At 59.0% G+C, this 12,263-nt stretch carries 10 protein-coding genes; 6 read left to right on the plus strand and 4 right to left on the minus strand.

Annotated elements, in window-relative coordinates; all coding sequences use genetic code 11:
- Window positions 1–53 precede the first annotated feature (53 nt).
- Entirely contained in the window at window positions 54–1,175 is a 1,122-nt protein-coding gene (locus XH87_RS13690; RefSeq protein ID WP_271587680.1) for a helix-turn-helix domain-containing protein, read from the minus strand.
- 2,031 nt (window positions 1,176–3,206) lie between these two features.
- On the opposite strand from XH87_RS13690, the gene XH87_RS13695 reads away from it, so the two are divergent.
- The 6 genes from XH87_RS13695 (at window position 3,207) to XH87_RS13720 (ending at window position 8,638) form a co-directional block, all read left to right on the plus strand.
- Window positions 3,207–3,980 (plus strand): heme ABC transporter permease, encoded by a 774-nt coding sequence (locus XH87_RS13695; RefSeq protein WP_271587681.1) that lies wholly within the window; start codon window positions 3,207–3,209, stop codon window positions 3,978–3,980.
- A 153-nt stretch (window positions 3,981–4,133) separates the two neighbouring features.
- Entirely contained in the window at window positions 4,134–4,757 is a 624-nt protein-coding gene (locus tag XH87_RS13700; RefSeq protein WP_271587682.1) for a DsbE family thiol:disulfide interchange protein, read from the plus strand.
- 201 nt (window positions 4,758–4,958) lie between these two features.
- On the plus strand, window positions 4,959–5,669 hold the full coding sequence (ccmI, locus tag XH87_RS13705; RefSeq protein ID WP_271587683.1) for a c-type cytochrome biogenesis protein CcmI: 711 nt from the start codon (window positions 4,959–4,961) through the stop codon (window positions 5,667–5,669).
- Window positions 5,670–5,674: 5 nt separating this feature from the next.
- Window positions 5,675–6,127 (plus strand): cytochrome c maturation protein CcmE, encoded by a 453-nt coding sequence (gene ccmE, locus XH87_RS13710; protein WP_271587684.1) that lies wholly within the window; start codon window positions 5,675–5,677, stop codon window positions 6,125–6,127.
- Between the two features lie 40 nt (window positions 6,128–6,167).
- The gene (locus XH87_RS13715; protein WP_271587685.1) at window positions 6,168–8,165 is read left to right on the plus strand and encodes a heme lyase CcmF/NrfE family subunit; all 1,998 of its coding nucleotides are present in this window, start codon (window positions 6,168–6,170) and stop codon (window positions 8,163–8,165) included.
- On the plus strand, window positions 8,162–8,638 hold the full coding sequence (locus XH87_RS13720; RefSeq protein WP_271587686.1) for a cytochrome c-type biogenesis protein: 477 nt from the start codon (window positions 8,162–8,164) through the stop codon (window positions 8,636–8,638). The genes XH87_RS13715 and XH87_RS13720 overlap by 4 nt, the downstream gene beginning before the upstream one ends.
- 83 nt (window positions 8,639–8,721) lie before the next feature.
- Here the strand turns inward: XH87_RS13720 and ccmB are convergent, their stop codons facing one another.
- From ccmB to hemA, 3 genes are all read right to left on the minus strand, one after another.
- A complete protein-coding gene (ccmB, locus tag XH87_RS13725; protein WP_271587687.1) occupies window positions 8,722–9,384 on the minus strand; it encodes a heme exporter protein CcmB in 663 nt (220 codons plus the stop codon).
- 130 nt (window positions 9,385–9,514) lie between these two features.
- Window positions 9,515–10,141, minus strand: coding sequence for a heme ABC exporter ATP-binding protein CcmA (gene ccmA / locus XH87_RS13730; RefSeq protein WP_271587688.1), 627 nt, complete (start codon window positions 10,139–10,141; stop codon window positions 9,515–9,517).
- Window positions 10,142–10,515: 374 nt separating this feature from the next.
- Window positions 10,516–11,781, minus strand: a complete 1,266-nt coding sequence (gene hemA, locus XH87_RS13735) for a 5-aminolevulinate synthase (protein ID WP_271587689.1) — start codon at window positions 11,779–11,781, stop codon at window positions 10,516–10,518.
- Between the last annotated feature and the right edge of the window lie 482 nt (window positions 11,782–12,263).

Here is a 12,263-nt window from a genome sequence, read left to right on the forward strand (position 1 = left end):
CGAGATGCCTCCACCTTCCGAATAGCAAACTTGGTCGCGACGTCGCAGGTCATTCATGTCAAAGGAGGAGCCACGCTTCGGCGGTAATCCGCCGGGGCAATTCCCGTCGCCTTCCGGAACGCCGTGGCGAACGCGCTACGACTGCTGAAGCCTACCGCCCGACCGATTTCCGTCATCGAGCCCGCTCGTTTTTCCAGCAGCAACTTGGCGTGCTCAACACGATGCTTAGTTTGGTACCGATGTGGCGGCATTCCGAGAGATTGCTTGAATAACCTGCAGAAATGATATGGGCTCAGACGAACGAGCTGCGCCAACGTGCCAATCGGTATCCGCTCATTGAGATGTTCCTGGATATAGGCGCTGACGAGTCGTTGCTGCCACGGTGCAAGGCCGCCTTGGAGTTGAGGTTGAATGCTGGGCATCCTGCAAGTGAAACGCACGATTTCATGTATGAGCAGAGTACCGAGACTCCCGAAGTACATCGGGTCTCCTGCACGGCTCTCGACGAACGTCTTCAGCTTGAGGGCGGTGTGCCAGAGCGTTTCGTCTTCAAATAGTATACGTGGAGCGTTCGGTAGGTCGGTGATGCCACGCTTAGAAAGAGCCTTCAGGTTCTCAGGTTCGAAGTAGAAGTACATGAGCCGCATCTGCGACCCGCGCAGCTCGTGCCAATCGTGAAATTTGCGGCCAGCCGGCACGAATGTCAGTTTCCGCTCGAGGTTTCGGAGCGCAGATCGCGGCAGACCTTCCACGAATGTCTCTCCTTCACTGCGCTCTCCCTTCTCGTACATCACGAGCATATGGACTGGAGCCCGAAAATGATGCTGGATTCTACCTCGTCCGGTGAATCGCAAGGATTCGGCCGTCATGCCATGCCCATTTACCTTGAAGCGTGCCACAGTGTCGGAAGGAGAGATTTCAACGACAGGATGGATCACGTCCGCCACGAGGTGACCATCTGATTGGCGAATTGTATCAAAAATGGAGCTGTCATGGTCGCCTTCAAAGTTTCGGGACGGGGTTATCGGGAGCAACGCTTGCGATCTTGAAAGCTGGTGCAGATCATTAGGGCCACGCGGCGAACGGCGTAGCGTCGTCGAATTCTCCCGTAAACGGACTTGATGCAGTTCGGCTCCCAGTTTGGAGGTCGGAAGCAGTAGGGGGCCTTCTGGCATGGCTTCTCCTGTTCGCTCAAAGTGGGTTCGTGCTTTCAACTGACCATCATTTGCTAGACACATGGGGTCGACCTCCGGGTGCCTATTCAGGACTCTTTAATTCCATTGTCGCGGTGTTTCTGCGTGGGCACTAGGCCGAGCGCCGGCTTTCTTCACCCGAATCCGCGACGAACGGGTCGAGGTGAGCATGCCGTGTGATACCTTGGTCCTCAATTGCACTCGCATTTGCGCGTCTGACAGGAAGGGCCAAACGGGGATAAACTTTCGCGGAGCCGAGCTGCGACTTTCGTATATCCAGGCTTCGACTTAATTCACGCGGAGCTTCACATGGCTAACTCGGAGTCCTGAACCGTCGTGCGCGCCCCCGAGTTGGTTGGATGTCCCTCAGGATCCCGCGCATGCTACGGAGAAGCACAAGACCAGAAATACCGGGCGGCGGGTCCTAACCTGGAACGACTGTTCTTCAAGCGCCTATTGTTTGGCCTGGACCCAATTTTGGTGCAGCTCTAGTTTGCCGCGCCGGCTAGTCAGGCCTGTAGCAAATCAATAATTCCGTACGCCCTACTCGGAGGCAAACTATGCAGTCGCCGAGCAAACTCGTCAGACGCGGCAAATTAGTCGTTCGGAGGTGGTAGATCATCGCGTCCGCCCGAGCTTGCGACTTTGTGGCGAGTGCAATCGAAATGCGTACCTAATCTTCGCGGTCACAACATCATAGGCCACTATACGCTTATCGTGATTGGTGCGAGATAGCTCTCACGAGTTCGGTCACGGGTTTGATTTTGAAGATGCGTGGCCGATTCTCGAAGGATGCACTGGTACCGCGATGGCCGTTTAGAAACGTACCGCTTGATAGCGCTCCCCGTGGCCCGCATTTTCTATCCCGGCCCCTGAGACCCGCGCAACCGATTGCTACGCGGACACCCCTAACTCCTTCCGTACTGGTCTTGATCGTAGGCCTGCAAGATGCGGACAAAATCGGCCATGCTGGATTGGTCTCGATTTTCGGCCATAGCCCCAAGTTGTGTGTTGGGCGCGCGTGGGCTCCCTCGCCAAAACCAGATTAGGAGATCCACGATGTTTTTCATGGCCGGCTCTCCGCAGCGAACCGTCGAACTAAGGCTTGCGGGATCGGCGAAGCACGTTTCGGTCAGGGGAAGGGTCGGTCGGGCGCTACGCCGCCGACCTTATCCTGCAACTGCCTGCTCGCGGGCCGGTTCCGTTGCGTTTCATTCCGTATCAACAGCTAGCACGGAGCGCGTGATTGACGCCATTGGGCGCAGGTATCAAGTGACAGTGCAGAGGTATTGGTTGAATAGAACGCTGGTCTATCCGAATGAGAGTACGCAAAAGAAGGGCCGCCTGCGTTGCCACAAGCGGCCCAAGTCTAGGGAGGCGCCCAAGGTGGGCAGCGATGGCGGGGGGAGAGGAGGACCATCGCGGCCTCATACATACGATGATCGCGATAGGCGGCTCAATTGAACGCCAGTACGGACCAGTCATCCAAATGGAGCAAGGGTCCCATACGTAAGCTTAAGGCGCTCCACACGACGAACCGCTTCTGCTGCCTTAAGCCGTCAGCTTTACCGCACTCGACTATCCGCCTGGCCATAACTGCCCCTCCGAATCGAGCGCCGCGAGCGAGAGTGCGAACAGCTACTGCATGCTTCGATCGTTAACACGATATGCATGCGTCAGACGCGAGACCGTTTCTCCAGGTGATCACGGATTCCGCCCGCTATCCACATTCTCCTTGTCAGCTGGATGACTACACAACACCGAGGCTCAGAGTGGCTAAATCCACTTCGCGCAAAATCCGCGTGGTGGACTAAGGCGGACCACTCGATAGAAATGTCTAATCTCCGATCTTCGGGCATCGAAATGATAACCGGGGGTAATTTGCGACCCCGTGCCTCGTGTGATGCAATGCTCATCGGCTTTGCAGGCGAAATGAGAGCAGAGTCCCTACGCGAGCCGCGTTAGGAAGCGAGCGATTCCCCGCCTACTGGTTGGCTTCGAGGAGATCGAGAGTTGAAGCAGAGCTTTAGCGCCTACAGCAACCCAGGCAATTTCGTGCGCGTCGCCGCAAAGCTGCTGCCTTTGCTTTGGGGTTCGACAGCAGTCGCCTTCGCGATTGGTCTATTTGGAACGTTCGACGCGCCCTGCGACTACCAGCAAGGTGAGACAGCGCGAATCATGTACATCCACGTCCCCGCCGCCTGGACCGCAATGCTTGCCTATACATTCATGGCGGTGTCTGCGTTCGGATCCTTGGTATGGCGTCATCCACTCGCCGATGCGGCTCAAAAGGCGGCAGCGCCCCTCGGCGCAGCTTTTACTTTCATCTGCCTTCTCACGGGCTCGTTGTGGGGCAAACCAATGTGGGGCACCTATTGGGTCTGGGACGCACGGCTCACCTCCATGCTGGTTCTACTCCTCATTTATCTCGGTATCATCGCGCTCTGGCAGACAATCGAGGACCCGAGTAGGGCGGCACGAGCAGTTTCGATTATGACCCTCGTGGGTCTTATCGACATTCCGATTGTGAAATTCTCGGTCGATTGGTGGAACACGCTTCACCAACCCGCATCGGTGTTCCGGATGGAGGGCTCGGCTATTGCTGGCTCGATGCTCTGGCCGCTGATCGTTATGGCGCTCGCATACACGCTCTTGTTCGTGACGCTCCACGTTATGTCAGTTCGTAACGAGATCATGCGACGCCGAGCCCGGCGCCTTGCGATCACGCGAGCCGTTAATGGCGAAGCGGCGATAGCTCGCATGCTGACGGCCGAAATAGGTTCCTGAGCATATGTTGCGGCATGACGGATTCATAATAGCGGCATTTCTGGTGACGGGCAGCGTCCTGGCGGGAATGATCGTGGCGGTGCTTATCGACTATGGCCTTCAGCACCGTACGTTGGCTCGCCTTCTTGATCACTCGGATCGGCGCGGTCGCGCATGAGCAACATCCAGGCCTCAACTCACCTATCATTGAGCGCGTCGACGCGCCGAAGCGCACTGGCCCGCTTGTGGGTGGTTATCCCTTTTTTGGTCTTCTGCGGAATTGCGGCACTGCTTTTAGTGCGGCTCGGGGCCGGTGACCCCTCACTCGTGCCCTCTGCTCTGATCGGCAGGTCAGTACCGCAATTTGCGCTGATGCCGCTCGAAGGGCTTTCAACATCCGGTCCACCTGGCTTGTCGAGCGCAGATTTGCGGAGAGGGCACGTGACGATCTTGAACGTGTTCGCATCATGGTGTGTTGAGTGTCGGGAAGAACAACCTGCCCTGATGACGTTGGCAAGCGACCCTACGCTGCAGCGACTGGGTGTGAAACTGTCCGGCATTGTCTACAAAGACGATCCTAGAAATGCGCTGGCCTATCTTGCCGCTCACGGCAACCCGTTCGCACAGGTCGGCACTGACCGCTCAGGCCGAACGGGGATCGATTTCGGTGTCTATGGCGTTCCCGAGACGTATGTGATCAAGGGCGATGGCACAATTGTGTACAAGCTGGTTGGTGGCATCTCGGACGCAAGCCGGCCTGGTTTGATGGACGCCATTGCCGAGGCCGAGCGTCCATGACGGCTGCATTGCGCGCTCTCCATCCTTCCGGGATGAATGCAAGAAGGATCGTTTCTTGCCTCAACGTTGTAGTGCTCTGTCCGATACATTGTTCGGAAATTCCGAGTTGGGCAATGAAGGCGGAACAGTCAGGTGGCCCGAGCCTCACTGGGGGCGCATGCCGGCGGACGGTGCGCTGTGCGGTGGCGAGGACGAACGGAGGTGTTTGAAAACGTGCTGTGGGTCATTTTTGCAATGATGACGTCGTCAGTCGTGCTGGCGCTGGCCCGGTCGCTCTCTGAGCGGCGCGAGGCCGTTCGCGCTCGTGATCCGGATGTGACGTTCTATCGCGATCTTCTGTCCGAAGCGGATGAGGATGTGCGCAGCGGAATGCTAGCACCTGAGGAGTCGGTGACGACTCGCGCCGAAATCGAGCGCCGGCTGCTCGCGTCACTCAACTCGGCCTCCGAGGGCTGGTCGCATACGTCGCGCCGCGGAGGTCAGCGACGCGCCGCAGCGGCTTTGGCAATCGTCTTAGTCCTGCCGCTTGTCGCGCTCGCGTCGTACCTCAAGGTCGGCGCTCCCAGCCAGCCTGACATGCCGATCGTATCGAGGCGGTCCAATGCAGATTTGAGCCTCGCTGCCGCAGTTCCTGACATCCACGCCAGCCAAGCCGGAGCTGACATTGAAGGGCTTCCTCCAGAGCAACGGAGCAACGCGATCCGGGGAATGGTAGCGGAGCTCGCCGAGAAGCTCTCGAAGGACGGCCATCACCTTCAAGGATGGCTACATCTTATTAGGTCTTACGCTGCATTGGGTGAGCGCAAAAGGGCCGAGGCGGCTGTCGCAAGCGCACGTGCTCAGCTAGCGGGCGATGCGCAAGCGTCGGCTCGCGTGGATGAACTCGTCAGACAGCTTCGTTTAGAGGAGTAGATCTCTTGACGCGAAAGGGTAGGCGCCTCGCTATCATCAGCGCAGCTGGCGTCACTTTAACGATCGCGATAGGGCTCATCCTGTTCGCGTTGCGAGACAGTATTGTCTTCTTTTATGGCCCGAGCGAGTTGGCCACAAAGGCGCCGCCGCCGGGCACCCGGCTGCGCATCGGCGGCCTAGTGAAACGTGGATCACTTACTCATGAGGGTTCGTCGACTGTCATCTTCGCGGTGACAGACCTAAAGCACGATGTCGAAGTCAGCTACACCGGATTGTTGCCGGATCTCTTCCGTGAAGGGCAGGGCGTCGTCGCCGAGGGCACCGTGGAAGGACCGAGCCTTTTTCATGCCGACACGGTGCTAGCAAAACACGACGAGCGATATATGCCCAAGGAGGTAGCTGACAAGCTCAAGCAAGAAGGCACTTGGCGCAACGAAAGATCTGCGCGAGCGCAATAGCGCCGCTCCCACGAAACATCCCAGCTGATGGGACCACAAGATGATCATTGAAACCGGACATTACGCGCTCGCTTTGGCTCTCGCTGTCGCGCTGCTTCAATCAATTCTGCCACTCTGGGGAACCCGGACGAGGGATTCGGCGCTTACTTCAATCGCGGTCCCTGCCGCAATCACCCAGTTCCTGCTCTTAGCTTATGCCTTCGCAGCACTGACTTACGCCCATGTGGCGTCTGACTTCAGTCTCGTGACAGTCGCCGAGAACTCACTCACCACCAAACCGCTTATATACAAATTCGCGGGCGTCTGGGGCAATCACGAAGGATCCATGCTGCTTTGGGTTCTGATTCTCGCGGCTTTTGGAGCGGCTGTAGCGATTTTCGAACGCACCATGGCAAACGAACTGCGCGCGAATACGCTGGCCGTCCAAGGCTGGATCTCGCTTGCCTTCCTCTGTTTCATTCTGTTCACCTCCGATCCCTTCTTGCGACGATTTCCGGCGCCGCTTGAGGGCCTGGACCTTAATCCGCTGCTTCAAGACCCGGGTCTTGCCATACACCCGCCGCTCCTTTACGTCGGCTATGTCGGTTCTTCGATCGTGTTCTCCTTCGCGGTAGCCGCGCTGATCAGTGGCCGGCTAGACGCCGCTTGGGCCCGCTACGTTCGGCCCTGGATACTGATTGCCTGGATCTTTTTGACGCTTGGCATCGCCATGGGGTCGTACTGGGCCTATTACACCCTAGGCTGGGGCGGATTCTGGTTCTGGGATCCGGTCGAAAACGCGTCACTGATGCCCTGGGTTGCGGGCACCGCGCTCCTCCATTCGGCGGCCGTGATGGAGAAGCGTGAAGCCCTCAAGATTTGGACACTGTTTCTGGCGATACTTACGTTCTCGCTGTCGCTGCTGGGTACGTTCCTCGTGCGCTCCGGAGTACTGACCTCCGTCCATTCGTTCGCCAGTGACCCGGCTCGCGGCGTCTTCATCCTGGTCATACTGACCGTATTCATCGGCGGGCCACTCGCGCTCTACGCGTGGCGCGCGCCCTCCCTGAGCGAGCGTAGCGTGTTCGCACCCGTTTCACGCGAGAGCGCGCTGGCAGTCAACAACCTGCTGCTGACCACCTGCTGCGTTACGGTTCTGACCGGCACGCTCTATCCGCTCGCGCTTGAGGCGCTGACCGGAGACAAGATCTCGGTCGGCGCGCCGTTTTTCAATTTAACGCTCGGCCCGCTCGTAGCGCCTATCGTTCTGCTGATGCCGCTCGGTCAGTCGATCGCCTGGAAGCGCGGTGACCTGCTCGGCGCAGCGCAACGGGTAACGGTCGCAGCCCTGGGTGGTCTTGTAGTCTCAATTGTGCTCGTTCCCGTCATCCGGGGCGGCTCCGTCTTCGCCGCAGCCGGTCTCGGCCTCGCCGTCTACCTCATCGTCGGTTCGTTCACCGATGTGGCGTCGCGTATCTGGGCAAGAGGGCAAGGCGGCCGGCTTATGGTAGCCCGCGCGATCGGGCTGCCGCGCTCCGCGTGGGGTGGGGCGATCGCTCACGCAGGCCTTGGCTTGACACTCATGGGCTTGGCGGCGACGGGTTGGGGTGTGGAGCGGATCGCGACCGTCAAGTTAGGTCAGACGATCGATCTCGGCCCGTATCAAGCCACCATAGAGAATTTTCAATCGCGGCAGGGACCGAACTACACGGAGCTCGTCGGCCATACGGTTATCAGCAAGGGCGGCGCATACGTGACAGCCGTCGAGCCAGCCAAGCGCAGCTTTCCCACACGACAGACAACCGTCACCGAGGCAGGCATCGTAACGCTGAGCTTTGGGCAGATCTACGTTTCGCTTGGGAACCGCCACGCGGATGGTTCGGTTGATGCGCGCCTGTTCTGGAAGCCGCTCGTGACGAGCATCTGGATCGGTGCGGTCATTATGGCGTTCGGAGGGATTGTGTCCTTGTCAGACAGACGCCTCCGAATTGGCTTCGCGCGCCGCGCGGCTCGCCTCCGCGTCGCCGACAGCCCCGCAGCGCCGGAGCCCGCCGAATGACGTGGCTTCGTCGCATTCTTCTGCTTTCGATCGTACTCGCAAGCGTCGCCCCTAGCTTGGCGAGGGCGGTTCAGCCGGATGAAATCCTGACCAACCCGAAACTCGAGGCGCGCGCGCGCGCTATTTCCGCCGGACTGCGTTGTCTGGTCTGCCAAAATGAGTCTATCGACGATTCCAAGGCAGAGCTCGCGCGAGACCTTCGCCTGCTGGTGCGCGAGCGCCTTAAGCTCGGGGAGAGTGATGAGCAGGTCCGCGCTTTTCTGGTGAAGCGTTACGGAAACTTTATCCTGCTGAAACCGCCACTCGACTTGGAAACCGCTCTCCTTTGGGGAATGCCGGCTTTGGTACTCGGAGCGGGCGCCATCGCTCTCCTGTTCGGATTACGCCGCCAGCAGTCCACGCCAGCGGCACCATTGAGCCAAGCCGAGCGGGATCAGCTTGCCGCTGTGTTTGACTCCGATAGCCCGCTATAGGCTCCTCCTGAGGTCAAGCTCGGGCAAGGCCGAAGTCGTTCCACAAGAGCGCCCGACAGAAAACTCAATCGTTGCATGCCTCATTATTCTCCTGCGCTACGAAGAGCTGCGGCCGCAGCTATCGGAGCGAGCGCGATGGACGCGAGTCCGAGTGCGCAGAGGACCAGGAACGGTGTCAAAGAGGGAATTGTGGCACTTTGCGCCGCGGAGACACCGAAGATCAGCACCGGTACGGCTAGTGGCACGACGAGGATCGATAGCAACAGACCGCCGCGCCGCAGGGTAACAGTAAGGGCCGCCCCGATCGCCCCTAGAAAGGTGAACGTCGGCGTACCAACCAACAACGTTGCTGCTACCGATCGGAGGGCGGAACCATCCAAATCCAACATCAGGCCAAACAGAGGCGAAAGCATAACGAGCGGTAGCCCCGTCACAAACCAGTGGGCGATGCACTTCACAAGAACAATGAGTTCTAGGGGCGCCGGCGACAGGAACATCTGGTCCAGCGAACCGTCCTCTTGATCCGCCTGAAATAGACGGTCGAGGCCTAATAGACTCGCGAGAAGTGCTGCTATCCATAGAATTGCTGGGCCGATCCGCGACAGCAAGCGTAGGTCAGGCCCGATCGCGAAAGGTACGACCGTCACAAGGCTGAGGAAAAAGACCAGACCGAGAATCCCACCTCCACCGATGCGGCGGGCTAGCATGAGGTCGCGAAGAAAAACGACGAGGAGAATACGGGTCATGGTGCCCATCCGGGATCGCCATTGCGTCGAGACCGCTCCGCTGAAATCGGAAAAGCAGCGTGATCTCGTCTTTCCCGACCTCGAGACAGGCCGCTATGTGGGGTGCCACCGCACTTCAGCGAAATGGCCATCACCTGGTTCCAAGTGTGACTTGGACTGTCCCTCGCAGACCAAGAGGTTCGTGGGTCGCGGCCAGTGTCAATCCTCCGCCTTCGAGATGGCTGGCGACGATATTCTTCAGCAAGGCGCGCGCGTGCCGGTCGAGCGCTGTTAGCGGTTCGTCGAGTAACCATAGAGGGCGATCGACGATTAAGAGCCGGGCCAATGCGACACGGCGACGCTGCCCCGCGGAAAGATAGCCGACAGGCAGATCGAGAACGTGGGCCAACTCCATGCGGTCCAGCGCCTCTAACGGGGTTCGGCGGTCTCGCCCCAAAAATCCCAGGCCGATGTCGAGGTTCTCGCGGGCGGTCAACGACGATTTCAACCCGTCGAGATGGCCCACGTAGTGGAGGCGTTCTGCCAGGGGCGCCGGATCCGTGGCTTCGGACTCCACCCATGACATGCGGCCGGATCCTAGTGGAAAAAATCCGGCGATCGCCCGCAAGAGTGTAGATTTGCCCACTCCGTTGGGACCGGTCACTTCGGCGATTTGGCCCGCGCTTAGTCGCAAAGACATCCCGTCGAGCAGGATGCGCTCGCCGCGCGCCACCGACAGATCTTCGATCAGCAGATGGGATCGCTGCCTAATATCCATGTTCAGTCCTCGTTGTCCGTTGTGGTCGTTTTAAACGAACCCTCATTTGGAGGGCTTATCGAAATGAACTATGGGTTCGGGACAAACGTGTTCGAGCGGCGACGTGGGGGGAGAACAGCACAGGAGGCCGAGGAGGTTCGCTCTTCGGGGCTGCCCATTAAACGGATGGGAGCCAGATCTTGAACGCTGAGGGCAGGATGGGCCACGCGATCGCCCCTACAAACGTGAAAGCGATGTTGCATTGCCCAGCTTGCTGCCTCGGCTGCACCACCGGGAACGCCCGACGCCCTTCCCTTGTACGCTGCGCCGTCGGTTAGCCGACCCCCTGCCGACGAAGCCGCAGGCGGTCGCGGGAGTGTTCCCAATCACGGCTCTCAGTAAAGAGAAAGGACCTCCCAGGTCTCAGCGAGCGCAGCCGCGAGTTCAGCTATATGGGTATCCGCGTGGTATGGCGACGGCGTGATGCGCAGCCGCTCTGTCCCACGCGGGACCGTCGGATAGTTGATCGGCTGGATATAGATGGCGTGGCGCTGTAGAAGGCGATCGGCTGCCGCCTTGCACAATTCCGCATCGCCGACGATCACAGGCACGATGTGGGTTCCGGTCCGGAGAACCGGAAGCCCGGCGGCTTGGAGCGCCTCTTTCGTTGCAGCGGCCTGTCGTTGGTGTGCTTCGCGCTCGGCAGACGAGTGTTTCAGATAGCGAACAGATGCACGCGCTGCGGCGGCAATCGGTGGAGGGAGGGCGGTCGTGAAGATGAATCCGGGCGCGAAGCTGCGCACTGCATCGCAAATAGATCGCGACGCCGAGATATAGCCGCCAATGCAGCCAAATCCCTTGGCGAGAGTACCCTCGATCACCGTCAAGCGGTGCATCACACCCTCGAGCTCGCTAATTCCGCCGCCGCGAGCGCCGTAGAGGCCGACGGCGTGAACCTCATCAAGGTAGGTCATCGCCCCATACCGCTCGGCAAGGTCGCAGATTGCGCCGATCGGCGCCACATCGCCGTCCATTGAGTAGACCGATTCGAACACGACGAGCTTGGGGCGGCATCCCGCCTCGCGAAGCAAGGCCTCAAGGTGACCAAGATCGTTGTGGCGGAAAATTCGCTTTTCGCAACCTGATTGACGGATACCTTCGATAATCGAATTGTGGTTGAATGCATCAGAAAAGATTACGCACTCTGGGATTAGCTTACCGATCGTGGAGATGCTGGCCTGGTTCGATACGTAGCCGGAGGTGAAGACGAGACTGGCCTCCTTGCCGTGCAAATCAGCAAGTTCGCCCTCTAGATCAACCAAGGGCGAACTATTTCCCGCGATGTTGCGAGTTCCTCCTGCTCCTGCACCGCAGCGGTGTGCCGTCGCGGTCAGCGCGCTCACGACCTCCGGATGTTGTCCCATGCCCAGATAATCATTCGAGCACCAAACCGTGATTTCAGTAACGGACCCGTCGAGGCGGCGCCATTTGGCGGTAGGGAAGCGACCGGAGACGCGTTCGATGTTAGCGAAGACGCGATAACGTTGTTCTTCGCGCAGGCGCTCAAGAGAGCCACGAAAATGGTGTTCGTATGTTTCGGCCGCACAATTGACGGCGCCCCTAACGAAGGTTGCGGTGGACGTCGTCAACGCTCGTTTCATGCACAACATGTCCGCACACGAATGTGTGTTCGCACACGAATGTCCATTACCGGAGCTTCCGCGCGCTGGATGCTTCGCTTGACGCTCAGCCGATATGTCGAGATCTTCCATGTCAACCTTCCCTATCCGTCGCTCGAGCATAGGTCGACCATAGCCCATCACGCAGAGCACTTCGCACTCGTCTCAGTTATGATTTTAAAATCCTCCGGTTATGATCGAGCGCCGCTGCCTGAGGCAGCTCAGACTTAGGCTAGCCTCCTGTCCTTTTTTTGCGTGGTGCGCACGCCGCCCGGACGCAAAATCCCCCTGGTCGCGACTTGGTACCGGAAGCTAAGTCGACCGTACGACCAGATCAGCGAGATGGTTCGTCGCTCACCGCATTCTAAGATGCCGCCCAGATCATAGTCCAAGCCGCTCGATGGCTGTTCACCAGTGAAGAGCTGGGCGATCCGGATCGGCAGCCGGGTCGAATTGAACAAAGA

The sequence above is a fragment of the Bradyrhizobium sp. CCBAU 53415 genome, assembly GCF_028128735.1.
Classification (GTDB): Bacteria; Pseudomonadota; Alphaproteobacteria; order Rhizobiales; family Xanthobacteraceae; genus Bradyrhizobium.